23 protein-coding genes and 1 tRNA gene are annotated in these 26,045 nt (G+C 61.0%); 17 read left to right on the top strand and 7 right to left on the bottom strand.

Translation table 11 applies throughout. The features are described from left to right. Positions 1 to 51 precede the first annotated feature (51 nt). The 3 genes from ACYVGC_RS01490 (at position 52) to ACYVGC_RS01500 (ending at position 2,580) form a co-directional block, all read left to right on the top strand. On the top strand, positions 52 to 1,401 hold the full coding sequence (locus tag ACYVGC_RS01490; protein WP_460582004.1) for a YfcC family protein: 1,350 nt from the start codon (positions 52 to 54) through the stop codon (positions 1,399 to 1,401). A gap of 108 nt (positions 1,402 to 1,509) precedes the next feature. Further along, a complete protein-coding gene (locus ACYVGC_RS01495) occupies positions 1,510 to 2,034 on the top strand; it encodes a metal-dependent hydrolase (RefSeq protein ID WP_460582005.1) in 525 nt (174 codons plus the stop codon). A 12-nt stretch (positions 2,035 to 2,046) separates the two neighbouring features. Then, a complete protein-coding gene (locus tag ACYVGC_RS01500; RefSeq protein ID WP_460582006.1) occupies positions 2,047 to 2,580 on the top strand; it encodes a metal-dependent hydrolase in 534 nt (177 codons plus the stop codon). A gap of 92 nt (positions 2,581 to 2,672) precedes the next feature. Here ACYVGC_RS01500 and ACYVGC_RS01505 read toward each other — a convergent pair whose 3' ends face one another. Further along, positions 2,673 to 3,539 (bottom strand): tetratricopeptide repeat protein, encoded by an 867-nt coding sequence (locus ACYVGC_RS01505; protein WP_460582007.1) that lies wholly within the window; start codon positions 3,537 to 3,539, stop codon positions 2,673 to 2,675. A 206-nt stretch (positions 3,540 to 3,745) separates the two neighbouring features. Here ACYVGC_RS01505 and lpdA point away from each other — a divergent pair, with 206 nt between their 5' ends. Both lpdA and ACYVGC_RS01515 read left to right on the top strand, forming a co-directional pair. After that, a complete protein-coding gene (lpdA, locus tag ACYVGC_RS01510; protein WP_460582008.1) occupies positions 3,746 to 5,140 on the top strand; it encodes a dihydrolipoyl dehydrogenase in 1,395 nt (464 codons plus the stop codon). A gap of 99 nt (positions 5,141 to 5,239) precedes the next feature. Then, complete coding sequence (locus ACYVGC_RS01515) at positions 5,240 to 5,968, top strand: hypothetical protein (RefSeq protein ID WP_460582009.1); 729 nt, start codon at positions 5,240 to 5,242, stop codon at positions 5,966 to 5,968. A 97-nt stretch (positions 5,969 to 6,065) separates the two neighbouring features. Here ACYVGC_RS01515 and ACYVGC_RS01520 read toward each other — a convergent pair whose 3' ends face one another. After that, positions 6,066 to 6,704, bottom strand: a complete 639-nt coding sequence (locus tag ACYVGC_RS01520) for a YceI family protein (protein WP_460582010.1) — start codon at positions 6,702 to 6,704, stop codon at positions 6,066 to 6,068. A 90-nt stretch (positions 6,705 to 6,794) separates the two neighbouring features. Next, on the bottom strand, positions 6,795 to 7,250 hold the full coding sequence (locus tag ACYVGC_RS01525) for a MarR family winged helix-turn-helix transcriptional regulator (protein WP_460582011.1): 456 nt from the start codon (positions 7,248 to 7,250) through the stop codon (positions 6,795 to 6,797). 145 nt (positions 7,251 to 7,395) lie between these two features. Between ACYVGC_RS01525 and ACYVGC_RS01530 the strand changes: the two genes are divergently transcribed. Beyond that, positions 7,396 to 7,965 carry a DUF6799 domain-containing protein gene (locus ACYVGC_RS01530; RefSeq protein WP_460582012.1) on the top strand — a complete coding sequence of 190 codons (570 nt, stop codon included), beginning with the start codon at positions 7,396 to 7,398 and terminating at the stop codon, positions 7,963 to 7,965. Positions 7,966 to 8,138: 173 nt separating this feature from the next. Here the strand turns inward: ACYVGC_RS01530 and ACYVGC_RS01535 are convergent, their stop codons facing one another. Beyond that, complete coding sequence (locus ACYVGC_RS01535; RefSeq protein ID WP_460582013.1) at positions 8,139 to 9,146, bottom strand: enolase-like domain-containing protein; 1,008 nt, start codon at positions 9,144 to 9,146, stop codon at positions 8,139 to 8,141. A gap of 129 nt (positions 9,147 to 9,275) precedes the next feature. On the opposite strand from ACYVGC_RS01535, the gene ACYVGC_RS01540 reads away from it, so the two are divergent. The 4 genes from ACYVGC_RS01540 (at position 9,276) to ACYVGC_RS01555 (ending at position 14,673) form a co-directional block, all read left to right on the top strand. Continuing rightward, complete coding sequence (locus ACYVGC_RS01540; protein ID WP_460582014.1) at positions 9,276 to 10,688, top strand: dicarboxylate/amino acid:cation symporter; 1,413 nt, start codon at positions 9,276 to 9,278, stop codon at positions 10,686 to 10,688. Positions 10,689 to 10,894: 206 nt separating this feature from the next. Next, the gene (locus ACYVGC_RS01545; protein ID WP_460582015.1) at positions 10,895 to 11,551 is read left to right on the top strand and encodes a hypothetical protein; all 657 of its coding nucleotides are present in this window, start codon (positions 10,895 to 10,897) and stop codon (positions 11,549 to 11,551) included. A 94-nt stretch (positions 11,552 to 11,645) separates the two neighbouring features. After that, complete coding sequence (locus ACYVGC_RS01550) at positions 11,646 to 12,224, top strand: hypothetical protein (protein ID WP_460582016.1); 579 nt, start codon at positions 11,646 to 11,648, stop codon at positions 12,222 to 12,224. Between the two features lie 70 nt (positions 12,225 to 12,294). Continuing rightward, positions 12,295 to 14,673: a GAF domain-containing protein gene (locus ACYVGC_RS01555; protein WP_460582017.1), complete on the top strand. Its 2,379-nt coding sequence runs from the start codon at positions 12,295 to 12,297 to the stop codon at positions 14,671 to 14,673. A gap of 75 nt (positions 14,674 to 14,748) precedes the next feature. On the opposite strand, the gene ACYVGC_RS01560 is transcribed toward ACYVGC_RS01555, so the two are convergent. Both ACYVGC_RS01560 and ACYVGC_RS01565 read right to left on the bottom strand, forming a co-directional pair. Next, a complete protein-coding gene (locus ACYVGC_RS01560) occupies positions 14,749 to 15,474 on the bottom strand; it encodes a phosphatase PAP2 family protein (RefSeq protein WP_460582018.1) in 726 nt (241 codons plus the stop codon). A gap of 148 nt (positions 15,475 to 15,622) precedes the next feature. Beyond that, positions 15,623 to 15,704: transfer RNA gene (locus tag ACYVGC_RS01565), tRNA-Leu, on the bottom strand. 240 nt (positions 15,705 to 15,944) lie between these two features. Between ACYVGC_RS01565 and ACYVGC_RS01570 the strand changes: the two genes are divergently transcribed. From ACYVGC_RS01570 to ACYVGC_RS01580, 3 genes are all read left to right on the top strand, one after another. After that, positions 15,945 to 16,634: a class I SAM-dependent methyltransferase gene (locus ACYVGC_RS01570; RefSeq protein ID WP_460582019.1), complete on the top strand. Its 690-nt coding sequence runs from the start codon at positions 15,945 to 15,947 to the stop codon at positions 16,632 to 16,634. A gap of 114 nt (positions 16,635 to 16,748) precedes the next feature. Continuing rightward, positions 16,749 to 18,632, top strand: a complete 1,884-nt coding sequence (locus ACYVGC_RS01575; RefSeq protein ID WP_460582020.1) for a M61 family metallopeptidase — start codon at positions 16,749 to 16,751, stop codon at positions 18,630 to 18,632. A gap of 179 nt (positions 18,633 to 18,811) precedes the next feature. After that, positions 18,812 to 19,492: a hypothetical protein gene (locus tag ACYVGC_RS01580; RefSeq protein WP_460582021.1), complete on the top strand. Its 681-nt coding sequence runs from the start codon at positions 18,812 to 18,814 to the stop codon at positions 19,490 to 19,492. 231 nt (positions 19,493 to 19,723) lie between these two features. On the opposite strand, the gene ACYVGC_RS01585 is transcribed toward ACYVGC_RS01580, so the two are convergent. Further along, positions 19,724 to 20,452: a Bax inhibitor-1/YccA family protein gene (locus tag ACYVGC_RS01585; protein WP_460582022.1), complete on the bottom strand. Its 729-nt coding sequence runs from the start codon at positions 20,450 to 20,452 to the stop codon at positions 19,724 to 19,726. A 120-nt stretch (positions 20,453 to 20,572) separates the two neighbouring features. On the opposite strand from ACYVGC_RS01585, the gene ACYVGC_RS01590 reads away from it, so the two are divergent. The 4 genes from ACYVGC_RS01590 to ACYVGC_RS01605 all read left to right on the top strand — a co-directional run bounded on the left by ACYVGC_RS01590 (position 20,573) and on the right by ACYVGC_RS01605 (position 26,022). Continuing rightward, complete coding sequence (locus tag ACYVGC_RS01590; RefSeq protein WP_460582023.1) at positions 20,573 to 21,586, top strand: MBL fold metallo-hydrolase; 1,014 nt, start codon at positions 20,573 to 20,575, stop codon at positions 21,584 to 21,586. Between the two features lie 125 nt (positions 21,587 to 21,711). After that, positions 21,712 to 23,214 (top strand): sodium:solute symporter, encoded by a 1,503-nt coding sequence (locus tag ACYVGC_RS01595; protein WP_460582024.1) that lies wholly within the window; start codon positions 21,712 to 21,714, stop codon positions 23,212 to 23,214. A gap of 60 nt (positions 23,215 to 23,274) precedes the next feature. Beyond that, positions 23,275 to 23,784: an energy transducer TonB gene (locus ACYVGC_RS01600; protein WP_460582025.1), complete on the top strand. Its 510-nt coding sequence runs from the start codon at positions 23,275 to 23,277 to the stop codon at positions 23,782 to 23,784. Between the two features lie 387 nt (positions 23,785 to 24,171). Further along, a complete protein-coding gene (locus ACYVGC_RS01605) occupies positions 24,172 to 26,022 on the top strand; it encodes an ABC transporter ATP-binding protein (RefSeq protein ID WP_460582026.1) in 1,851 nt (616 codons plus the stop codon). The last annotated feature ends 23 nt before the right edge of the window (positions 26,023 to 26,045 follow it).

Here is a 26,045-nt window from a genome sequence, read left to right on the forward strand (position 1 = left end):
CCGGGCCGGCCGCCACGGCGCACTCGACGCGCCGGCCGCAACTTTGCAGTCATGAAGTCGTTTCGCTTTCCGCACCCGCTGGTGCTGTTAACCCTGTTTATTATCGTGGCGGCAGCCCTAAGCTACGTGCTGCCCGCCGGGCAGTTTGAGCGCCGCGCCAACGCCGCCACCGGCCGCGAGGTAGTGGTGCCAGGCTCCTACCACCGCGTGCCGGCCACGCCCGTGAGCCCCCTGGACGTGGCCGTGGCCATCCCGAAAGGCCTGGCGGCGGCCGGGGCCGTGGTGTTCATGATTTTTCTGGCCGGCGGGGCCTTCACGGTGGTCGACCAAACGGGCGCGCTCGGCTTTGGCGTCGATTGGCTGCTGCGGCACGCGCAGGGGCGCGAGGTGGCCGTTATTCCGGTGGTGGCGCTGTTGTTTGCCACCATGGGCGCGCTGGAGAATATGGGCGAGGAGATAATTGCCCTCTTGCCCGTGCTACTGGTGCTGATGCGGCGGCTCGGCTACCCGGTGCTCACGGCCATTGCGGCCAGCCTGGGGGCGGCGCTGGTGGGCGCGGCGTTCAGCCCCATCAACCCGTTTCAGGTGGGCATTGCGCAGCAGCTGGCGCAACTGCCGCTGCTGTCGGCGGCGGGCTACCGCCTGGTGTTTCTAGCCATCGGCCTGACTATCTGGATAGTAGGCACTATGCGCTACGCCACCCGCTACCGCACCGCCCCCGATACCTCGGCCCCGGCTACCGCGGCCGGGGCCGCCAGCGCGGGTCGCCACGGCCTGGTGCTGTTGCTTATGTTATTGACCTTCAGCATTTTTACTTACGGCGTGGTAAGCTTGGGCTGGGACTTCGACCAGATGTCGGCGCTGTTTTTTATGCTGGGTGTGGCGGCCGGGCTCGTGGGCGGGCTGGGTTTCACGGGCACGGCCGAGGGCTTCGTGGTGGGCTTCCGCGACATTGCGTTTTCGGCCATTCTGGTTGGCTTTGCGCGGGCCATTTTTGTGGTACTAGAGCAGGGCCACATCGTTGATACCATTGTGCAGGGGCTGGCCACGCCGCTGGCTCACCTGCCCGTAGCGCTGGCCGCCCTGGGCATGATGGGCGTGCAGGCGGCCCTGCACCTGCCCGTGCCCAGCGTGAGCGGCCAGGCCGTGCTCACCATGCCGCTGCTGGTGCCCCTCTCCGACCTCATCGGCCTGCCCCGGCAGGTAACGGTGCTGGCCTACCAATACGGCGCGGGTCTCACCGACCTGCTCACGCCCACCAACGGCGCGCTCATGGCTATGCTCGCCGCCACCGGCGTGCGCTACGACCAGTGGCTGCGCTTTGCCGGGCCGCTCTACGGCCTGCTGCTAGCGCTGGGCGCGGTGGCCGTGCTGCTGGGCATTTGGCTGAAGCTGGGGTAGGCATTAGTGCCGCCCGCTGCTTGAGCGCATATTTTACAAAAAGCTGCCAAGCAAGTATGTATCTCGTTTTTAGCTAAACAACAAGCTAAAGCTTACCCTACCCGCGCCATGTCCGACGACCTACTTCGCTACCCCATTGGCCGGCCCATGCTGCCTGCCGCGCCCCTCGCGCCCGCCGAGCGGGCCCTGTACCTGCAGCAACTAGCCGAGCTGCCCGCTCAACTACTAGAAGCGGCTCGCCGCGTGGGCGGCGAGCGCCTGCAACTGCCCTACCGCCCCGGCGGCTGGACGGGCCGCCAGGTAATCCACCACGTGGCCGACTCGCACCTCAATGCCTACTGCCGCTTCCGGCTGGCCCTCACCGAAGACAACCCCACCATCCGGCCCTACGAGGAAGCGGCCTGGGCCGACCTGCCTGATGTAGCTGCCACGCCCATCACCGTGTCGCTGAGCTTACTAGAGAACCTGCATACCCGTTGGCTCACGCTGCTGCACCACCTCGATGAGGCCCAGTGGCAGCGCACCTTCTACCACCCCGGCAACCAGCAAACCGCCACTCTGGAGCAAACGCTGGTGCTCTACGCCTGGCACGGCCGGCATCACCTGGCCCACCTGAATTTACTGACCGCTTAACTCGTTTCATATATGACTCCTTATCTGCCCGACGACCAGCTGCGCTTTCCCATTGGCCGGCTGCAACTGCCCACCGCGCCCCTCACGCCTGTCGAGCGTGCGCCCTACCTCCGGCAGCTGGCCGAGCTGCCCACTCAGCTAGCCGCCGCCGTGGCGGCCGCCGGCCCGCGCATCGAGCGGCCCTACCGCCCCGGCGGCTGGACTGGCCGCCAAGTCATTCACCACCTGGCCGATACGCACCTCAACCTATACAGCCGGTTTCGGCTAGCACTCACCGAGGACAATCCCACGGTACGCCCCTTCGATGAAGCCGCCTGGGCCGAATTGCCCGACGTGGCTACCATGCCCCTCGCCGTGTCGCTGGCCCTGCTTGGCAGCCTGCACGCCCGCTGGAGCGGCCTGCTTGAGCACCTGGACGAAGCGCAGTGGCAGCGCACCTTCTACCACCCGCGCTACGACACCACCCTGCGCCTCGACCAGGCCCTGGTGCAATACACCTGGCACGGCCGCCACCACCTGGGCCATATCGGGCTGCTGGAGGAGTAAGTGAATAATGGGCGTAAGTGAGTAAGGGGAGTACGGTCGTTCTGCTGTGAGAACGACCGTACTCCCCTTACTCACTTACGCCTATCAATCAGTTACTTATTTCCACCGCGCACCATGCTGCTGCCTTTGCCGTAGCGGCGCAGGCTTTTTTCGGCTTCGGGGTTTAGCTTGGCGGCTTTCGCGAGGTCTTTGCGGGCCTCGGCCAGGCGGTCGTAGCTGGCGTAGCTGATGCCGCGGTACTCCAGCGCGTCGGCGTAGAGCGAGTCGAGGGCCAGGGCGCGGCTGAAGTCCGACACGGCGGCCTTGTACTGGTACATCTGCATCTTGGCCACCCCGCGGCCGAAGAATGCTTCCTTGTCATCGGGCCGAAACTTTACCGCGCCGCTGAAGTCGGTCGAGGCGGCTTTGTATTCACGCAGCATCAGCTCATTCACGGCTTTGTTGTAGTACACGTCGGGGTTACCGCGCATGGTGCGCAGGGCCATCACGTAGTCGGGCTTGGCGTCTTTATAATTCTTCAGGTTGGATTGCGCTTTGGCGCGCTCCAGGTGGGCGCGGGCGTCCTTGGGCTTGGTTTTGAGCACCAGGTTGGCGCGGGCCAGCTGGTAGCGGTAGTCGGCGGCGCTGAGCTTACGCTCGGCGGCCCGCTCGGCGCTGGCCGCGCTGGCCGACAGGGCGTTGGGGTCTGCTACGGCTGCGCTGGCCTCGGCCGAGGGCACGTCCAGGGTTTCGTCGGCTACCACGGGGGCCGTCGGGGCCGGGGCCGTGGGGTCGGGGGTGGGCAGGGCCGTTACGTCGGTAGCGGGGGCCTCGGGGGCTGCCACGGTGGGCGCGCTGCGCGTCACATCGGCGGAGGAAGTAACGGTGGGCCGGTCGGTTTCGGTGGTAGTGGCGCAACTAGTGGCCAGCGCGAGCAAAGCCAGGGCAACGGGTACGTAAGTAGTAGACAAATAGCGCATTAGATAGCAAAAATAAGCTGGCCAGCCGACCCAGGTGTCGGGGCATCCGGGACTTCTACGGAAAAGCGCGGTCAGGGTCGCGCTTTCAACTAAGCTGCGCTGCAAAAAGCCGGCCGAACCCGCAGCCCGGCACCGGGGTTATCTTTGCCCACCCGGCCCCGGCCGGGGCTTTTTTATTCCTCAATTCCTCCGCACAACTAAACCTCATGGCATTGCAATTTGACCTGGTAGTAATTGGTTCAGGGCCTGGTGGCTACGTGGCCGCCATCCGCGCCTCGCAGCTCGGGCTGAAAGTAGGCGTTATCGAGCGCGAAAGCCTCGGCGGCATCTGCCTCAACTGGGGCTGCATCCCCACCAAGGCGCTGCTCAAAACCGCCCAGGTGTACGAATATCTCCAGCACGCCCAGGACTACGGCCTGACGGTGAAGGAGGCGGGCTTCGACTTTGAGGCCGTTATCAAGCGCAGCCGCGGCGTGGCCGATGGCATGAGCAAGGGCATTAACTTCCTGTTCAAGAAGAATAAAATCGAAACCGTGGTGGGCACCGGCAAGCTGCTGGCCCCCGGCAAGGTAGAAGTAACCAAGCCCGACGGCACCAAGGAAACCGTGGAGGCCAAGAGCATTATTCTGGCCACCGGCACCCGCGCCCGCCAGCTGCCCAACCTGCCCATCGACGATAAAAAAATCATCGGCTACCGCAAGGCCATGACCCCCGACAACCTGCCCAAGCGCATGGTGGTGGTGGGCTCGGGCGCCATCGGGGTCGAGTTTGCCTACTTCTACCGCACCATGGGCACCGAGGTAACCATCGTGGAGTACCTGCCGCGCATTGTGCCCGTGGAGGACGAGGAGGTATCGCGCCAGATGGAGAAGTCGTACCGTAAGCTGGGTATCAACATCTTAACCAGCGCCGAAGTAACCAAAGTAGACACCAGCGGCGAAGGCTGCCAGGTGTTTATCAAAACGGCCAAGGGCGAGCAGCAAATTGCCTGCGACGTGGTGCTGAGCGCCGTGGGCGTGCAAACCAACCTCGAAAACATCGGCCTCGAAGAGCTGGGTATTAAGGTAGAAAAAGGCCGCGTGCTGGTCGATAACTTCTACCAGACCAGCGTGCCCGGCATCTACGCCATCGGCGACATCGTGCCCGGCCCCGCGCTGGCCCACGTGGCCTCGGCCGAAGGCATTATCTGCGTCGAGAAAATCGCGGGCCACCACCCCGAGCCGCTCAACTACCAGAACATCCCCGGCTGCACCTACGCCCAGCCCGAAATTGCCAGCGTGGGCCTCACCGAGGCTGAAGCCAAGGCCAAGGGCTACGATATCCGGGTGGGCAAGTTCCCGTTCTCGGCCTCGGGCAAAGCGGCCGCCGCCGGCGTAAAAGACGGCTTCGTAAAAGTCATCTTCGACAAAAAATACGGCGAGTGGCTGGGTGCCCACATGATTGGGGCCAACGTGACCGAGATGATTGCCGAGGTAGTGGTAGCCCGCAAGCTCGAAACCACCGGCCACGAAATCATCAAGTCGGTGCACCCCCACCCCACCATGAGCGAGGCCATTATGGAAGCCACGGCCGCCGCCTATGATGAGGTAATTCACCTGTAAAGTTTAGCAATATTCAAGGAAAAGCCAGGTTGATTATCAACCTGGCTTTTTTTGTGCTTTATATTTGGTTGCCTTTTTTCTACATCTCTTATTCATTTTATGAAAAGACAGCTTACTCGTTCATTTGCTGCGTTTTTGGTTGGTTGCACGCTGCTCGGCAGCAGTTGCGCCGGGTCGTACACGGCCATCCGGCCCGAGCGCGTGGCTACATTCCAGTCGTCGTCGGCTACGGCCCCGCTCCAGTTTGGCTACCAGTACGATGCGCTGCGCCTGCACGGCCGCAACAAAAAGTACGTGAAGAAGGAGCAGAAAAAAGGCTACCACGTGGTGGCCGTGCAGGTGAAAAACAACACCGGCGCCGACGTAGACTTTTCGCGCGATGCCGTGCTCTACCACGGCGACCGGGCCATCTCGCCCGTATCGCCTACGCTGGCCGCGCAAGACATGAAGCAGGGCGTTTTTATTTACCTGCTCTACGTGCTGCTCAACCCCACATTTTATACGAGCACCACTACCAACGGCTACGCCACGTCTTCCGACGGCACCACCATTTACATGGGGCCTTTCATTGCGGGGGGCAACATGGTGGGAGCCTCGCTGGCCAACAAAAACTTCCGCACTGAGCTAGAGCAGTACGACCTCACCAACCGCGTCATTCACCCCGGCGAAACTGTTTATGGCTTGGTTTGCCTGCGGGAAGCTGCCGTAGCTCCGTTGCGCCTGGAGCTGCGCACCGTGGCTTCCAACGCGCCGCCCACGGCCCCCACTACCCCGCTGGCTCCGGCCCCAACGTTGCCTCCGGCCAGCACGCCGGCTCGTACCAATTAAGTGTTTATCGAACAGGTAGTTACAAAAGAAGGCCGCTTCCTAGTTAGGGAAGCGGCCTTCTTTTGTAACTACCTGCCTAAGCAGCGTATAGCGGCAATTATTGCTTGGCTACTACGTTGAAAGTCAGCGTAAACTCATCGTTGATAGCTTTGTCGCCAATGCTGTCGAAGAAGGTTTTCGAGCCGTACTTCAGGCCGAACTTGGTACGGTCGATGGTCACTTTGCCAGTAGCAGCGGCCACGCCGTTTTTCACGCCCACTTTAGCGGGGAAGCTGATGGCCTGCGTCACACCCTTGATGGTCATGTCGCCGTTGATGGTGGCGTTGTCGGCGTTGGCAGCCGCGCCGGCGATGGGCTTAATGCTGGTGATTTTGAAGGTCGAAGTCGGGAATTTCTCCGCACCGAAGAAGTCGTCGCTGCTCATGTGGCCCACAAACTTGGCCTGGTTGTCGGCGTCGGTGATGTCGGTGGCCTTCATGGTCTTCATGTTCACGGTTACCATACCGCCAACTACCTGATTGCCATTCACTTGCAAGTCACCGCCCGTGAACTGCATCGTGCCATTGTGGCCGTGCGTTACGGCTTTGCCCTCCCAGCCCAGGGTGCTGAGCTGCGGCTGCAACTTGTACACTACCACGGCTTTAGCGGCTGCCTTGGTGGGGGCAGTGTGGGCGAAAGCGGTAGGAGCAGCGAGCAGGGCAACACCGAGCAGGGCGGGCATCAAAAACTTTTTCATGGTGGGGGGTACTTAAAAAGAAAAAAGGGAGAATGAAAACTAGTTAGGGTGACAGGCTGAGCCCGCATCGGGAGATGCGCTAGCCAATTTCTATGCCCGGATTTTATCGAGCAGCTGGTTGAGCAGCACGTACTCGCTTTCGGTGAGCGCGGCCATACCATTCTGGCGCACATCGACCAGGCCGCTCTCATCAATCTGGCGCAGCAGGCCCAGGCCGGCTTCGGTGATGCGAATGTCCACGGCGCGGCGGTTGGCGGGGCACACGGTACGCGTGACGAGCTTTTTTTCCTCCAGCTTGTCCACAATGCGCGAGGCGTTGCTGGTTTTGTCCAGCATGCGCTCGATGAGCAGAGCCACGGTGGCTGGCAGCGGGTGCTGGCCCCGCAAAATGCGCAGCACATTAAATTGCGGCAGTGTAATGCCGAAGGGCCGGAAGGCGGCCGCCTGGCGCAGCGACAGCCAACCCGACGTGAACAGGATGTTCAGGTAGGCTTTCTGGCCTTCGCTTTGGAAGGTGGTCTGCTTGATTTCGTCTTCTAGGCGCACGGAGTTGAACTGATTACGGCTACAAATTTAGTGTACATACATTGAATGTAGCTACATCATTCCAAAAATTCATCACTTTTTTTTCTGGCGCGTAGAAAGCCCAGCTTTTCGGCCAGCCTCTCCCCTACTCTTTCTCTTCTTTTTTATGCGCCAACCTCACCTTTTTGCCGTAGCCCTGCTCGGTGCTACGCTTTCGCTAACTGCTTTCTCCAGCCAGGCCCAGTCGGGCGGCACACCCGTTCGCCCCAACCGCAACGCTCAGTTTGTATTTCGCAACGGCGAAGTAGTGCAGCGTCTGGCCACCCAAATTACGCCGCTCACCCAAAACGTACGCCTACCCAACGGCACCAAAATTAACGTAAAAAGCGGTATTGTCGAGTTTCCGGGCGGCAAAATCACCAGCCTGCACGAGGGCGACTACATCAATGCCGAGGGGGGCATTGTGTTCAGCACGCCCGCCAGCGCCGCCGCCGCCCGCGGCGATAACTCGGTGACCGCCAACGCGAAGTACGATAAGTATGTGCAAGTAGGCACCGCCCCCACTACCATTATCGGCAACGCGCCCAACGAGCGCGAGCAGCTCCTTACCCAAAAAGTAGAGCTGCTCACCCGCAAGGTGGCCCTGCTGCAACAAACCCACCCCAACCCCCCCGACACCGGCGTGGTAGACAAGCAGTTGCAAGATTTAGACACGCAGATAAAGGCAGTTAAGTAACTGTTAATTTGATGTTTATACTATATTAACAGCACGTCATGCTGAACGCAGTGAAGCATCTCGCGTGGGGTAGTAACTCAATCGTTCAACGACGGTGATTACTACCACACGCGAGATGCTTCACTACGTTCAGCATGATGTTCTTTTGTTGTAATATTCGGTTAACCAGCTACTCATTCCTCACCAATCAGCTCGCCAGCTTCCTCCCGCACCAGCCCGAAAGGCTCGTCGCGCACGATGAGCAGGCCGTCGAGGTCGTGCACGTCGGCCAGGGCGCTCACTTGCAGCGCCGACCAAATGCCGAGCGATGTTTCGACCATGCAGCCCAGCATGGGCAGCAGGCCGTGGGCGCGGGTTTGGCGCAGTAGCTCGATGCCACGCTGGTAGCCACCGGCCTTCATCAGCTTCACGTTGACGCCGTGAAACTGCCGGGCAATCTCTTCAAAATCAGCGGCATCGGTTACCGACTCGTCAGCCAGCAGGGGCACGACCACGCGGGGGCGAAGGTAGCGGTAGTCGGCGGCGCAAGCGGCGGGCAGCGGCTGCTCCAGCAGTTGCATGCGCAGGCCGGGGATGTTGGTAGTGGCCTCCAGAAAGCGCAGCAGGCTGTCGGCATCGGGCCAGGCCTCGTTGCCATCTACCAGCAGTGGCCGGCCGGGCACGGCGGCGGCTACGGCCCGCAGCAGGTCGAGGCCGCCTTCCTGATTTACCTTGATTTTCAACAATTTAAACCGCCCGGCGCGGTGCTCCTGAATAAAATTGGCGACCTCGCCCGGCTCCATAATGGGCAGTGAAAACGCCGTGGCCACCTGCGCACTGGGCGCGGGCACGCCCAGCCACTGCCACACCGCCTGCCCGGCGCGGGCCGCCAGGCAGTGCGTGAGCGCCGCCTCTAGGGCAAAGCGCAGGGCATGGGCCACGGGCCGGGCGGCCAGCAGCGCCGTGAGGTCGGGCAGGGTGTCGGCCTGGGCGAGGCCGTGGGTTAGCAGGTCGGCGAATTGGGCTTGCAGCAGGGCGGGCGTTTCGCCGTAGCGCACGTTGGGGGCGGCTTCGCCCCGGCCGCTAGTACCGGCCTGGGTGGCTTGCAGCACCAGGTTAGTTTTGGTGGCCGAGGCGTTGCGAGCTATTTTCCAGAGGTAGCGCAGCGGCAGCTCGTGGGTGGTGAGGGTCCAGGTGGTCATGGGGGCAAGCGGGCAAATGACGCCGGCAAAGGTGCGGCGCGCGGGGTCATCCGGCGCGGGGTAGCGGCCGGTTTCGGCGCTGCCTACCGTACTTTATACCCGAATAGGCATTCCCCCCATCAATAGTTCATGAAGTTTTCGCGTCTTTCCGGGCTGGCTGTAGGGCTGGCGGCCCTGGCCATCATCCTCACCCTACTCGCCGCCTACAACCTGCTGGGCCTGCCGCCAGTCGTGCTGAGTGCCATTCGCTGGGCGGCCCTGGGTGCCCTGGCGCTGGCCGTGGCCCCGCGCCGCTCGCTCACCGGCTGGATAGTGCTGGCCATGCTCATCGGTATTGAGCTGGGGCACGATGCCCCAGCCCTGTCGCTCAATCTTAAAGTACTGAGCGACGCGTTCTTACGCCTGGTCAAAACGATTATTGCGCCGCTGGTTTTTGCTACGCTAGTAGTAGGCATTGCCGGCCACGCCAACCTCAAGCAGGTGGGCCGCATGGGCCTCAAAGCCCTGATTTACTTTGAGGTAGTGACCACTTTTGCCCTGTTTATCGGGCTGGCGGCCATCAACTTCACCAAGGCTGGCGTGGGCATCCAAAATACGGCCATTGCCGAAAAGGCCGACACGCTGGCCGTGGCCGCGCCGCAAACGGTATCCGAAATTATCCTGCACATTTTCCCCGAAAACATTGCCAAGTCGGTGGCCGAGGGGCAGGTGCTGCAAGTGGTGGTGTTTGCCATCATCTTCGCCATCGGCCTGGCCCTCACCCCCGAAAAGCCCCGCCGCCTGATGCTCGACATGTGCGAAAGCCTGTCGGAAGTGATGTTCAAGTTTACCAACGTGGTCATGTACTTTGCGCCGCTGGGCGTGGGCGGGGCCATGGCCTACACCGTGGCCAAGCTGGGCTTCGGGCCGCTGCTGAATGCGTTTCAGCTGCTGCTCACGCTCTACGGCGCGCTCATTGCGTTTGTGCTGCTGGTGCTGCTGCCGGTGGCGCTGCTCATGCGCATTCCGCTGCGGCGCTTTGTGGCGGCGGTGGCCGAGCCGGTGAGCATCGCGTTTGCCACCACCAGCAGCGAGGCGGCCCTGCCCCGCGCTATGGAGGCCATGGAAAGCATTGGCGTGCCGCGCCGCATTGTGGCCTTCGTAATGCCCACGGGCTACTCGTTTAACCTCGACGGCACCACGCTCTACCTCTCGCTGGCGGCTGTGTTTGTGGCGCAGGCGGCGGGCGTGCACCTCTCGTTTGGCGACCAGATGCTGCTCGTGTTCACGCTCATGCTCACCAGCAAGGGCGTGGCGGGCGTGCCCCGCGCCTCACTCGTGATTTTGCTGGCCACGCTGCCCTCGTTCAATTTGCCGGCCTGGCCGGTGTTCATCATCCTGGGCATCGATGCGCTCATGGATATGGCCCGCACCGCCGTCAATGTGCTCGGCAACTGCCTGGCCTCGGCCGTGGTAGCCCGCTGGGAGGGCGAGTTTATCGACAACTACGTGGCCCCGCCCGACTTGCTGGCCGCCGAGCCCGCCGAGCTAGCCAGCCACTAAGTACCGCTAAAGTATCATTTTCGTAGATACCTAAACAAATCGTTAAGTCAGCGTTTTACTTGAGAGAAAGCTGGCCGTGAGCGGTGATAATTGTGCTTAGCTCTTTAACTTAGCTCAATATTTTCCTGCCATTTTCCTTTATCTTGTCAGCAGCTAATCTGTTCTTTACATAGTTCAACATTACCCCTTAGTACTACTTTCCTTATATGAAATTCTACTCTCCTGCGAGCCGCGTTCTTTGGCTAACAGCCCTTGCACTGGGCGGCCTCGGGGCTTGTAAGTCGGTGAAAGGCACTTTCTCGTCTACCCCCACGGCTACCATCAGCAAGCGCCTGCCCCCGCTGGAAATCACCGCCGACCCCGGCCCGCTGGCCATGAACGACGGCGCTTTGCCCGAAGACCCGCTGCGCATGTTTAAGGCCGAGCTGCAACGCAACGTGCTGGAGCCCACCGACACCGCCACCTACGGCTACGCCCGCCTGGTGGTAACCAAAGTAAAAACCGTGCGCACCGGCCGCAGTCTGCAAGCCGCCCAGGTTATTACCTTCTTGATACCCAGCATCTTCGGCGCGCCACTGGAGTGGTACAAGACTGACCTGCAGGCTGAAGTGCAGATGATGAACGCCAACGGCGAGCTGCTGGGCACCTACTCCGGCAAAGGCACCTCCAACGTGAAAGTGGCCATGTACAGCGGCTACTCGCAGACCGAGGCCCCGCGCTTGGCCGACGTAATTGCCCTGCGCGAGGCCCTGGGCCAGATTCGGCCTCAGCTCGACACCGCCGCCACCCGCCTGCGCCCCCTCCTGATGGCCGGCGGCCAGGTAAACAACCCCACGCTGCCCGGCGGCAGCTCCAAGCAGTAATTTTTTGGGCGGCTCGGCCGCCGCATCTTTGTTGCCCGGCCCCGGCGCCGTGCCCTGCGGGCACTGCCGGGGCCGGGCTTGCGTTATACCGGCTATGAAAACCTTTGTTCGCTGCCTCGCCCTTTCCCCCCTGCTGACCCTGGTAGCCGCCTGCTGCGCCAATACCCCCTGTAACCGCGACGACTTGCAAGCCGACTCGCTCTACCTGACGCTCAAAAGCGCGCCCGCCGGCGACATTACCAGCTTCACCAAGGAAGAACTGGATACCGTGTACCTGCAGCGCTACAGCATTACTAACCCGCTGGTAATTACCGACCGCCAACTCCTCATTCAGAACCAGCAGCGCGATGCTTCCATTGTTGCCAGGCTTGCAGCCGCGGGACTGGATAAAAACACGCTCGTTATCAGCAACATCACGCCGTTTGCGCCCAGCACTACGGGTGGCAAGCTGAATGCTTACAATTATCTGTTAACCGTACACGATGGAGCGAAAAACTCAAAGACGTATGAATTTCGGCTAACCAACATTATGCTGACGGGCAATTACGAAGCCGACGGCTGCTGCACCTACTACCGTAACACCCAAAAAACCTTCCTCGTCAACGGGATATCCAAGGATGTCACCGAAACCGGTAAAGACCCTATTGCCGTGATGTTGACCAAACCCATTTAAAGCCTTGAGCGGGCTTTTTACGTAGCCCTTACCTGGCTCGCCTGCGCCTGTTCTGCCATTTTGCTGCCTTATGCCCGCTCCCCTACTTGCCCATGCGCCGCCCGAAACCCAGGCCCCGCCCCAGCCGGAGCCGGTGGCTGATACAACCGCGGTTTTTTCCTTTGCCACCCGCCTCAGTCTGGAGCCACTCATCGAATACTGGCAGGCGCGGGCCCACGACGCCAACCCCGGCGTGGCCCGCCTGGCCCGCGCCGTGATGCAGCAGGTGGCCGACACCACCACCTGCCGGGGCGAGCTGCCCGACATTACGGCCCTCGACGCGTGCCCCGACGTGGTAGCCACGCTCATGCTGGCCGTGTTTCCGCCCGCCACCATGGCCACGGCCATTAGCGGGGCAGTGGCGCCGTTTCAGCGCCAGAGCTTCTACCACACGGCGCGCTTTGCCGAGGTCCTGCTGGGCCGCGACCGTACCATCAAGCAGCCCCTCAACGTGGACCTGGCCATGCTGGAAGTACACATGGCGCGCATGGCCTACCTGCTCATCCTGGTGCGCGAGTACGGGGCGGAAGCCCCCGGGTCAGACAATTTTATTTTTACCGTACCTGATTATAAAATAGGGCTTTACCGGCACTACGGCGTGAGCTTTGATGCGTCGTTTGTGCGGGTGCGGGTGGTGGGCGATAAGCCCGTGCTCACGCCCGAGCAAGTGCAGCACCTGCTGCACAACCGCCACCGCCTCGACCTGTGGCGCAGCCTGCTGCCGCCCGAGCAATTTGTGCTAGAAGGTTTTCATCTGCTTCAGCTGGTGGATGTTACGAGCCAGGAAATATTGTCGGAGCTGAAGTACGACCTGCTGGAGCGCGACGTGCTGCAAGCCTCCGACCGCCTCGAGCAGATTCAGGAGAAGCTGCGGGTGCTTTTTGCCCGGCCGGCCCTGCAAGTGGGCATCGCCGCCTACGACGAGCGCAAGAAGGCGTTCGTGGACTTTGGCCGCAAAATCAACCACAGCTTTCTCACCAAGCATCTGCAAGGCCAACAGCTGGAGGAAGAATTTCGCCAACTCTACGAGCGCCTGCTCAGCGACCGCCGCCCGCTGGTGCTGGAGGATGTGGCCACCGAGGAAGGCATTCCCGAGGGCCTGCGCCAGCAAATGCTGCGCATGGGTATTCACTCGGCCATCTTGGCGCTGCTGCCCTACGGCCCCGACACGGTGGGTTTGCTGGAGTTGGGCTCGCCTGACGCTAATAGCCTGGATGAGTTTGATTTAGAGTTAGTTGACCAGTTTTTACCGCTGTTTGCGGTGGCCGTGAAGCGCAACGCCGAAGACCTGGAGACCCGCATTCAGGCCGTTATCAAGGAGCGTTTTACCGCCATCCACCCCACCATGGAGTGGCGCTTCAACGACGCGGCCCGCCGCCTGCTGGCCCGGCAAGAAGACGGCAACCGCCAGGCCGAGATGGAGGCCATCGTGTTTGAGGAAGTGTACCCGTTGCACGGCTCCTGCGACATTCGGGGCAGCAGCGTGGCCCGCAACGAGGCCGTGCAGGGCGACCTCATCGAGCACCTCACGCTGGCCAACCGGGTGCTCAAAAAAGCATCCGACTTCCAGCAGCTACCCATTCTGGATGAGCTTAAGTTCTACGTTACCAAGAACTTACGTCGGCTGCGCCAGGGCATCATCAGCGGCGACGAGGTGAGCATCTACGACTCGCTGCGCACCGAGGTAGAACCGCTGTTTGAGTACCTGGCCCAGAACAACGTGGAGTTGCGGCCCACCATCGCCGCCTACTGGCAGCAGATAGACCCGCGCCTGGGCATTCTGTACCACCGCCGCCGCAACTTTGAGGAGAGCGTGACGCGCCTCAACGACACCATCAGCGACTATCTCGATGAGGAGGAGGACAAGGCCCAGCTCATGTTTCCGCACTACTTCCAGCGCTTCAAAACCGATGGCGTGGAGTACAACATTTACGTGGGCGGCAGCCTGGTGCAGGACAAGCCTTTCGACCTGGTTTTTCTCAAAAACCTGCGCCTGTGGCAGCTGCTGGTGATGGTCGAAATCACGCGCCGCACCCACGCCCTCAAGGCCGAGCTGCCCGTGCCGCTCGACACCACCCAACTCATCCTCATTCATTCGCAATCGCTGAGCATCCGCTTCCGGCAAGACGAGCGCCAGTTCGACGTGGATGGTGCGTATAACATTCGCTACGAGATAATTAAGAAACGTATTGATAAGGCCACCGTGCTGGGTACCGGCGAGCGCCTCACCCAACCCGGCCAGCTGGCGCTGGTGTACGCCCAGCCCCGCGACGCCACCGAATACCTCGAATACATCGACTACCTGCAAGACCGCAACATGCTCATGCCCGACGTGGAGGAGCTGGAGCTGGAGGAGTTGCAGGGCGTGAAGGGCCTGCTGGCGCTACGCGTCACGGTGAAAATTAATTAAAGACCAGCCTTACGTAAAAACGTCTGTTATTGCCGCACTCCACTGCGTTGCGCTCGCAATGACAGACGTTTGCGATTATTTATCCACCACAATAGCTTCCTCGGCTGCCTTCTTCTCCTTCCAGAACAACCGGATGCCCGTGCGCAGTAGCACGAGCCACGCCGCCCCGCCGCAGAAGCCCGCCACCACATCAGTGGGGTAATGCACGTGAAAATACACCCGCGTGAGGCCAATAAGCAGGGAGAAGCCCACTAGCGCCGTGGCCACGCCCCAGCGCGCGTGGTACTGCACCATCAGCCAGGCCAGGCAGCCATAGTAGGCCATGCTCATCATGGCGTGGCCGCTCGGAAAGCTCAGGCCATATTGGTAAAACAGGGCCGTGCTGGGCCGGTCGCGGTGAAACCAAGCCTTGAGCAGTTCATTGAGGAGCACGCCCCCGGCCATCGACAGCAGCAGCTCGACGGCGTAGCGCCCGTAGCCACTTCGGTACAGCAGCAGCGGCACCAAGATGCTGGCGGGCACAAAAAACTTGACCGAGCCAAAGAAGGTAATGGCCTGCATCACCCCGTAGGTCCAGGGCTGGGCCTGGCGCAAGCGGTCCATCTGAGCAAAGCCCCAATTATCAAATACTTGCGAGTGCTCGCGAAATATCACCCGCGTGAGGTAAAAGAACAGCCCGAACGCCAGCACGAAAACCGCCGCGCCAACCAGCACTTCGGCCGTGAGCAAGCCCGCCACGCCCGCCGTGCGCGAGGCCGGCGTAGAAGTAGCCGAATCGGGGGTGGTAAGGGGAGTGGGCATGGCGGGCAACGAATAGAAAGCTTCTTTGAACGGAATTCCGTCAGAATTGGCTGCCCTGCTGGCACTGCGCAGGATATTGCCGGGGCTGACCACCGCGCAACAAAAAAGCCAGCCCGTTGCGGGGCTGGCTTTTTGCTCAGGATAATCGTGCGCTCGGGGAGACTCGAACTCCCACACCTTGCGGAACTGCCGCCTGAAGACAGCGCGTCTACCAATTTCGCCACAAGCGCAAACGAGACTCAAAAATCGGGCCGCCCGGTCGGCGGTGGCTTTTGATGCTGCAAAGATAGGGGCTTCGTTCGGCTTCATGCAAGCGTAACCTTGCATTTTTAGGCGGGGAGCCAATGGCGCGGGAGCCGGAAAATTGTCTTTCAGTTACTTGCGCACGCATTTATTTTTGGCAACGGGCATTTTGCCCGGCTTTTTGGCACGTTTGCCCACAACTTGCCGGCTCATTCAGCACATTTTTGATGGCCGATTCTGCCCGCCCCGCCCCTACCGGCCCGCCGGCCGCCGACTTTGGGCCGGTGGCCGGGTTCTACGATGCGCTGGCGGGACTGGCGTTTGGGGGGGCGCTGCGGCGGGCGCAGCGCGCCACGCTGGCGGCGGGGCTACTACCCACCGGCCCGGCCCCGCGCGTGCTGGTGCTGGGGGGTGGGGCCGGCTGGGTGCTCACCGAAATCTGGCGGCAGCGGCCCCAAGCCCAGATACTCTACCTCGAAACCTCGGCGGCCATGCTGACGCGCACCCGCGCCCGGCTACTACGTCATCCTGCCCCGCGCGGCGCGACCGTAGAGCTACGCCAGGGCAGCGAAGCGGCGCTGCGGACCGGCGAGCAGTTTGACGTTATCGTGACGTTTTTCGTGCTCGACTGCTTTACGGCCGCCGCACTGCCGGGGGCGCTGGCGCGCTTGCAAGCCGCCCAGCGGCCGGGCGCGCCGTGGCTGGTAACCGACTTCCGGCCGGCGCAACGCGGCTGGCGGCGCTGGCTGCTGGCGGCCATGTACACCTTCTTTGGCCTCACGGTGGGCTTGCGGGTGCGGCGGCTGCCGCCCTGGCCGGCCGAGCTGGCAGCCCTGGGCTTGGCAGCTAGTTGGGAGCAGTATTTTTTTGGGGGTGCGATAGCTGGGCTGGTTCTGCACGATGCTCGCCCAGCGTAAGAAATAGTTGGCCGAATAACCCGCTTTTAGCGCTGGTTTCGGCTTTACTTTGCATCGCCTACAGGTGCGTCGCACCCTTTAAAGATACAATTTAGCATTATTCAACTCCTTTTTATGAAAAAACTTCTTACCAGTGGGTCGTTACCTGGTTTAGGGCTGGTATTGCTACCTGGTTTGGCCCTGGCGCAGGTAGCCGGCGCGGGCCCGGCCGTGCGTTATGCCGTTACTTTTCCCAATGCCGTGCACCACGAGGCGCGCATTGCAGCCACGTTTGCGGGCCTGCCAGTGGGCCAAAAGCTGGTGGTGCGCATGGCGCGCTCGTCGCCGGGCCGCTACGCGCTGCACGATTTTGTGAAGAATGTGTACTACACCGTGGCCACCGATGGCGCGGGCAAGCTGCTGGCCATTACCCGGCCTGACCCCTACTCGTGGGAGGTAACGCCGGGAGCCGACGGCACGGTACAGTTCAATTATACCCTTTACGGCGACCGCACCGATGGCACGTTTGCGGGCATCGACCAGCAGCACGCGCACCTCAACATGCCGGCCACGTTTTGCTACGCGCAGGGCCTCGAAAACCGGCCCACCGAAGTGAAGTTTGAGCTGCCTGCCAACTGGAAAGCCGCCACCCAATTGCGCGCCAGCGGCACCGACAAAACCACGTTTACCGCCCCCAACCTCCAGTATTTTATGGATAGCCCGGTGGTGCTGGGCGCACCGCAGTTTTTGCACGCCTGGCAGGACGGCGGCCGTAATTTCGAGATGGCGACTTACTACAACGGCACCGCCACCGAAGTCGATGCCTTCGTGAAAAAGACCCAGAAAGTGGTGCGCGAGGCGGCCGGCGTGTTCAACGGTGAGCTGCCGCAGTTCGACTTCGGCAAGTATACCTTCTTGGGCGACTACCTGCCCCAGGCCAGCGGCGACGGTATGGAGCACCGCAACTCCACTTCGCTCACCTCGCCGCTGCCCCTGCGCGAGGAAGGCGCGCTGCGCAACCTGGGCACCGTGTCGCACGAGTTCTTCCACGCTTACAACACGGAGCGCATTCGCGCCCAGGGCCTGGAGCCGTTTGACTTTCAGCGCGTTAATATGAGCGATGCGTTGTGGTTTGGCGAAGGCTTCACGCAATACTACGGCGAGCTGGTGTTGCGCCGGGCGGGTTATTACGACGACGAGCAGTTTTTCGAGAAAATAAGCTCCTGGGTGAATGCCCGCCTCAACTCGCCGGGCGCACGCTTTACTTCGCCCGTGGAGATGAGCCGCCAGGCGGCCTTCACCGACGCAGCCGTGTCGATAGACCCCACCAACCGCAACAATACCTACCTCTCGTACTACGTGCAGGGCGCGGGCCTGGCCCTGGTGCTCGATTTGCAGCTGCGCCAGCGTTACCACACCTCGCTCGATAAGTATATGCAAGCCATGTGGCAGGAGTTTGGCAAAACCCAGACGCCCGCCCTGGCCCCCGCCAAAGCCTACACCGTGGCCGACTTGCAGCGCGTGCTGGGCACTGTGGCCAAAGACACGGCCTTTGCCGGCTCGTTCTTCCGGCGCTACATCTACGGCCACGAGGCCCCGCGCTTCGGCGAAAACCTCGCTACCATGGGCCTGGCCGTAGTGCCGGTAAAAGCCCTGGCCGCCGCCCTGCCCCGGCAGGTGGAGTTTGACGAGGAAGGCCGCTGCATTTTGGTGCGCAACACCACCATCGGCTCGGGTCTCTACAAGGCGGGCATTGACCGGGGCGACCAGATAGTGACCCTCGACGGCGAGAAAATCGACAACATGGCGACCCTCGAAGGCATCATGCGCAAGCACACGCCCGCCGACCTCGTGCCCGTTCGCGTGCGCAACCGCGCCGGCCAAGAGCGCGCCGTGCAGGTAGTGCTCACCGAAGACACTAACGTGCAGGTGCAGGGCATGGAAAGCGTGGAGAAAATGAGCGCCACCCCTGCCCAGAAAGAGCAGCGCGCCGCCTGGCTGGCAAGCGCCGCGAAGTAAATTCTTGTTTTCAAAAAGCCCCCTGCTTTCGGCGTGCCGAAGGCAGGGGGCTTTTTTATGTTAATTGGGTGAGGTTCTGACGCTTTCTAGTAGTGTGCAGTGTAATGCGGCCGTAGCCTCAGCGATACACCTGGTGGCCGCCGGCCCACTCGCTTTTTTCGCCTGCGCGCTGTTTGCTCATGGAAATTTTTGATAACCTGGCCAAAGCGGCTAAGGACTTTTTTGTGGAGCCGGGCGCTGAGCCTATTGTTAATCAGCCTATTGCGGCTTCTGCACGAACTAGCAGTGGACCAGTGCTGGGCGCAACGGAGGCCACTACGCTACCCACCCCCGGGCAGGCCGAGCAGCGCCACCTCGACCACATTGCCGGGCTGCTCGCTGGCGATGGCAAAGACTTTCCGGCTTACCTGAAGGTGGTGAAAAGCCTGGCGGCGGCGGGCCTGAGCGGCCCCATGCTGTACCAGACTTCCTTCAACGCGTTTTCGGCTGTGAACGGGGCTACCGTGCCGGGCCTGCTAACCTCCGCCGGCCAGTTTGAAGCAGCCCTGGCGGCCGACCGCGACAAGGTGCTGGCGCGCCACCGCGAGAAGCTGGGCGAGGCCGTGGGCCCCGGCGCGCCCGGCCCCCTGGTGCAACTGGCCGAGCAGGAGCGCCAGCTAGCCGCCGACCTGGCTGCCCTCAGCCAGCAGCTGCAAGCCAAGCAGCAACAGCTGGCCGATACTCAGCAGCAACTTGCCGAGGAGCGCCAGAAAACCCAGGTGGCCCTGGCCAGCTATGAGTTGGCGCACTCTACGGCGTTGGCCGAGCTGCAAGCTCACCGCAAAGCGGCGGAAGGCTTCTTGCTGAATAATGCCAAGTAATTGTTAAGCAATTTTTTACAAAATCAGAACGTCATGCTCATCTGACGTCCACGCAGTGAAGCATCTCTACCACGCCGTTGGATTAGTAGCTATTACGGCGTGGTAGAGATGCTTCACTGCGTGGACGTCAGATGAGCATGACGTTCTGATTTTGTAAAGGGATGCTGTGCACAAAAAAAGGCCCCGCCCAAAATTTGGGCGGGGCCTTTTAATTAATTAGCTATTTGAGTATTAGCGGCGGCGACCGAAGAAGCGCAGCAGGAATAAGAACAGGTTTACGAAGTCGAGGTACAACGTGAGGGCACCCAGGATGGAGGCCTTGTCGTGCACCTCCTCGCCTTCGGTCACGCCCAGGAAGGCTAGCTGCTTGAGCTTCTGGGTGTCGTAGGCGGCGAGGGCAGTGAAGAGGATAACGCCCACGAACGACACGAGCAGGTTGAGGGTCGAATTACCCCAAAACATATTGACTACCATGGCGATAACCAAGCCAATGAGCGCCATACTCAGCAGCTTGCCCCAGCCCGAGAGGTCCGACTTGGTGAAGTAGCCGAAGGCGCTCATCACCCCAAACATGATGGCCGTGGTGAAGAAGGTGGAGGCAATGGAGCTGGCCGTGTAGGCCAGGAATATCACGCTCAGCGTGAGGCCGTTGAGCAGCGCATAGCCGATGAAAGCAGCCTGCACCTGCGTGCGGCTCCACTGAAAGATGCGGGCCGACAGGAAGCCCACAATCACCAACTCCAAGATGATGAGGCCGAAGAATACGAACTTGGTGCCGAAGATAAAATCGAGGATGGCGGGCGTGCCGGCGGCAAACATGGCCACGCCCCCGGTGAGGGCCAGGCCGGCGGCCATCCAGCCGTAGACCTGGGCAAAGAAGTTGGCCTGAATCCGGGCGGCATCCTCAGCGGAGAGTTGCTGGGCAATGGACCGGCCGGACGAAAATTGGTTATCGCTCATGAAAAAAGGTAGTTAGGCAGATATGGGACGTTACGCAGTCCAACTTACGAACTTTGGCCGACAACGACGGTACTATAACAACTTTGCGGCCGATTTGTGCCATTTGCTTTGCCTGCCTTTATGTCTGCTTCCGTTCACTACCGCCGCAACGAGGCGCTGCGCACCATTCGCCCCGGCTACCTGGGCAACAAGCTCATCGGCCAGGAATACTGCAACGGCGACACGCGCTACGAGCCGCAGCTGGGCACACTGCTGCGCTGGCAGCTCACGGCCAACCCCCAGAAGGAGGAAAAAAAGCGCGACACCTGGGTGCCCCGCGTGGTGCCCTGCGCCGAGGCCTTTTTCTCGACTGAGGATATGCTGGTGTGGCTGGGCCACTCGTGCTTTCTGCTGCGCATTGCGGGCGTAAGCTTACTATTTGACCCCGTGCTGTTTAGCTCGCCAGGGTTACGCCACCGCCACACCCTGCCCTGCCAGCCCACTGATGTGCGCAACATCGACTACCTGCTGCTTTCGCACGGTCACCGCGACCACCTGGACAAGCAGACCATCAAGCTGTTAGCTCAGCAAAACCCGCAGATGAAAGCCCTCTCAGCATTGGGCACGGCGGACCTGCTGCGCGGCATGGCCCCCACCCTGCCGGTGCAGGAGGCCGGCTGGTGGCAGCAGTTTGACCTGGGGCCAGCCGCGCCGTTTGAGCTCTACTACCTGCCGGCCGACCACTGGCACCGCCGTTGGGTGTTTGACACCAATAAAGTACTGTGGGGCAGCTTCTTACTCAAAACCGACGACCGGCTCATCTACTTCGCCGGCGACACGAGCTACGGCGACCACTTCGAGCAGATTGAGCAAACGTTTGGGCCCATCGACATTGTGCTGATGCCCATCGGGGCCTACAAGCCGCCGTTTATGATGCACCAGAGCCACCAAAACCCCCACGAAGCCGCCAAGGCGGCCAACGTGCTACGCGCCGGCCACGTGGTGCCCATGCACCACGGCACCTTCGACCTCAGCGACGAGCCTGCTTCCGAGCCCCTGCGCCTGCTCACGGAGGTGGCGGCCGGCGGCCTGCTGCGCGGCGTGCTGCACGCCCCCGCCGTGGGTGAGGTGCTCGACTGGACGAAGTGGGAATAGATTGTTTAGCCGATAGCTGGCAGCTATTAGCTGTTAGCTTTGTCGGTCCATTCTTGTTCGGCAGAAAAGAAGCTATCAGCTAAGGGCTGCTTCAAAGCCCCCGCTAGTAGCTACCAGCTTAACCTATGTCTCCAACCCTTATTCTGAGCTTGATTGCCGGCTACTTCGCCGTGCTCATCATCATTGCGGTGCTCACCTCGCGCAAGGCCACGAGCGAAAGCTTTTTTATTGCCAACCGCAACGCGCCCTGGTACATGGTGGCCTTCGCCATGATTGGCACCTCGCTCTCGGGCGTCACGTTCATTTCGGTGCCGGGCAACGTGTACGGCAAAAGCTGGAGCTACCTGGCGGTGGCCCTGGGGTTTGTGGCGGGCTACGTAGTCATTGGCACGGTGCTGCTGCCGCTCTACTACCGCTTGCAGCTGGTGAGTATTTACTCGTACCTGGAGCAGCGCTTTGGCTACTGGAGCTACAAAACGGGGGCGCTGTTTTTTCTGATTTCGCGCTCGCTGGGCTCGGCATTGCGGCTGTACCTGGTGGCGGGTGTGTTGCAGTTGGCGGTATTCGACTCGATGGGCGTACCGTTCTCTATCACGGTGGTAGTCAGCATTTTATTTATTTATCTCTACACGTTTAAAGGCGGCCTCAAGACCATTCTGTGGACCGATACCTTCCAGACGCTGGCCATGCTGAGCTGCGTGGGCCTGAGCATCTACTTTATGTCGGATGCGCTCAATTACTCCTTCAAGCAGCTCATCAGCACGGTGCACGCCAGCCCCATGTCGCAGGTCTACTTCTCGGATTTTCGGGACGATAAGTTCTTCTGGAAGCAGTTTGCCTCCGGCATGTTCATCACCATTGTGATGACGGGCCTCGACCAGGATTTGATGCAGAAAAACCTGAGCTGCCGCAGTCTCGGCGAGGCCCAGAAAAACCTGTTTTGGTTTACGCCGGTCATCGTGAGCGTTAATATTCTGTTTCTCACGCTGGGCGTGCTGCTCTACAAATACGCCGCCGCCAAGGGCCTCGACTTGGCCCACCTGCCGCAGCTGCTCAACGTGAAGGGGACGCTCGATACCGATAAGGTATTCCCGTTTCTGGCCACCACGCAGTTTTCGCTGGCGGCGGGCATCATCTTTATCCTGGGCATTATCGCCGTCACCTACGCCTCGGCCGACTCGGCGCTCACGTCGCTTACCACGTCGTTTTGCATTGATTTTCTGAATATTAAGCAGTACTCCGAAGCCCAGCAAACGAAGTTTCGCCAGCTCACGCACCTGGGCTGGTCGGCGGTGCTGATTGTGATTATCCTCATCTTCCGGGCTCTCAACGAGCAGAGCCTAATTGATGCCGTGTACAAGGCGGCCGGCTTCACCTACGGGCCGCTGCTGGGGCTGTTTGCGTTCGGCATTTTCACCACCCGGCAGCTGCGCGACAAGCTGGTGCTGCCCACCTGCGTGGCGGGCGTAGCCCTTACCTACCTCATCGTGTCGCACTCGGTAGAGTGGCTGGGCGGCTACAAGTTCGGCTTCGAGATTCTACTGCTCAATGGCGCGCTCATTTACCTGGGCTTACTCTTGATTTCGCTACCCGGCAACCGAACCGAAGCCGCCCCGCAATTGTCCTAACTTGGGGGTACGGGTGGCTGCTTTTGGCGCGGCCTATTCCTCTCATTTCCTGTTCATTCTATGCGTTTTAGTTTATTCCTGCTGGCCTTGGCCGCGCCCCTGGCTACGCTGGCCCAAACCAAGCCGGCCCCGGCGGCCAAGGCTCCCATTGTACTCACGCCCGGCAACATGAAGCTGCAAGCCGGCGGCGGGGCCGACAACCGCCCCGACCACGCCCCCGAGTTTCCGGGCGGCGAGGAGGCCATGGGCGAGTTCTTCACCCAGAATGTCAAGATTCCGGTGAAGGCCAAGCAGGCCCGCGTGACCGGCGACGTGCTCGTAACCGCCACCGTGGGCACTGATGGCAAGCTCACCAATCCCATCATTGCCAAGGGCTTAACGCCCGAATGCAACGCCGAAGCCCTGCGCGTGGTGCAAGCCCTGCCCGCCTGGCAGCCCGCCACTCGGCGCGGCGTACCAGTGCCCGTACTGGTGCAGGTGCCCGTGCCATTCGACAACGCCGGCGTGACCAAGTTTGAGAACGACCGCAAAGTACCCCGCTCGGCCAAGGACGCGCCGGGCTTGAATTAGGTTTTGGCGCTCGCCGGTCCGCCGGCGTGAGCCAGCCGACCGGTTGACTTTGTTAAATATTAGGTTTTCGACAATAATTGCTTGACCCGCATTTGTCAATGGCAACCAGTTAGGCTGCATTTGTCAACGACAATCAATCGGCCCGCATTTGTCAATGACAACTGGTCGGCCGGCTCGCGCCGGCGGACCGGTGGCACCGGCCAGGTAGCTTATTAGCGCGAATTTCACTTGGTTGATTGCCTGGCAGAAACGTTATGCTACACGGCGTGGATGCCAGATGGGCATAACCGTTTTTTGTAGAAGTTTGAGCAAACAGTTCAAAGCAATTTTGACCCGTTTGCGTTTAGTATATAAGCCGGCCAGCCCCTAACCGGCCCCGATTAAATTATGGCCAGAAGTGGACTGAATACCAGCGGCAACGACGCGACCGCCGACCTACCCAAACCAAAAGTTAACAAAGAGTCGCTCAAGCGCAGCCTGCGGATTTTTCGCTACGTGCTACCCTACCGGGGCAAGTTTGCGGTGGGCATGGTGCTGCTGGTGCTCAGTAGCCTCAGCACCATGTCGTTTCCGTGGATAGGCGGCAAGCTGGTGGATGCGGCTACCGACAAGCCGTTTACGCTGCCTGGTGGTATGGTGCTGGATATCAACCACATTGCGCTGGGGCTGTTTCTGGTCACGGTGTTGCAGGGGTTATTTTCGTTCGGGCGCATCTGGTTTTTCACGCAGGTGAGTGAGTTTACGGTGCGCGACATTCGGCAGGCACTCTACGCCAAGTTTGTGCAGCTTCCCATTCCATTTTTCGAGCAAAACCGGGTAGGGGCCATCACCTCGCGCATTACCAGCGACGTAGCCCAGATTCAGGATTCCTTTTCGCTGACGCTGGCCGAGCTATTTCGGCAGATATTTACGCTGGTGGCGGGGCTGGCCTTCATCATGTTTGTGTCGTGGAAGCTGTCGGTATTTATGCTGGTCACGTTTCCGCCCATCGTGCTGGTAGCGGGCCTGTTTGGCCGCAAAATTCGCACCCTGGCCAAGACCGTGCAGCAGGAATTGGCCCACACCAACACCATTGTAGAGGAAACCCTACAAGCCATCAACTCGGTGAAGGCTTTCACCAACGAGCAGTTTGAAATTGGGCGCTACAACACCTCCCTGCGTAAGGTGGTGCAGGCGGCGCTGCAAAGCAACCTCTACCGGGGCGGCTTCGTGTCGTTCGTGATTATCGGTTTGTTTGGGGGCATCATCTTAGTACTGTGGCGCGGCGCCACACTGGTGCACACGCCCGTGAGCGACCCTAACCACTTGAATATCGGGCAGTTAGTTTCGTTTCTGCTCTACACGGTGTATATCGGCGCCTCGGTGGCGGGGCTGGGCGAGCTCTACGGCAAAGTGCAGAGCACGCTCGGCGCGAGCGAGCGCATCCTGGAAATATTGGACGAAACGCCTGAGCCCACGCACCTGGAGCCGGCTATCGGACTGGTGCCCAGCCAGGTGCGCGGCGATATTCGCTACGAGCACGTGGCCTTCCGCTACCCCACCCGGCCCGATGTAGCCGTGCTGCAAGACATTGATTTTCACATCAAATCGGGGGAGAAAATCGCACTCGTGGGCCCCAGCGGCGCGGGCAAAAGCACCATTGCGGGCCTGCTCATGCAGTTTTACCCGCTCAGCGGGGGCCGCATCGTGGTCGATGGCCACGACGTGCAAGACTACGACCTCACCAGCCTGCGCCGCCACATCGGCATTGTGCCCCAGGAAACGCTGCTATTCGGCGGCACCATCCGTGAGAACATTGCCTACGGCAAGCCGGGTGCCACCGAGGCCGAAATCATCGAAGCCGCCCAGCGGGCCAATACCTGGCAATTCATTTCGGCCTTCCCCGAGGGCCTCGACACGGTGGTGGGCGACCGCGGCATCAAGCTCTCGGGTGGGCAGCGCCAGCGCGTGGCTATCGCCCGCGCCATCCTGAAAAACCCCGCTATCCTCATCCTCGATGAAGCCACGTCGTCGCTCGACAGCGAGAGCGAAAAGCTGGTGCAGGGTGCCTTGGATGAGTTAATGCAGCACCGCACCAGCCTCATCATCGCCCACCGCCTTTCGACCATTCGCAAAGTGGATAAGATTTTGGTTATCGACGGCGGCCGCATTGTGGAGGCCGGCTCGCACGAAGAACTGAGCGACCGCGAGGGCGGGCTGTATGCCAATTTGCTGCGCTTGCAGTTTGAGCTGGCGTAATAACCGCCATCCATCTCAGCCAT

This window comes from Hymenobacter arcticus (assembly GCF_054779975.1).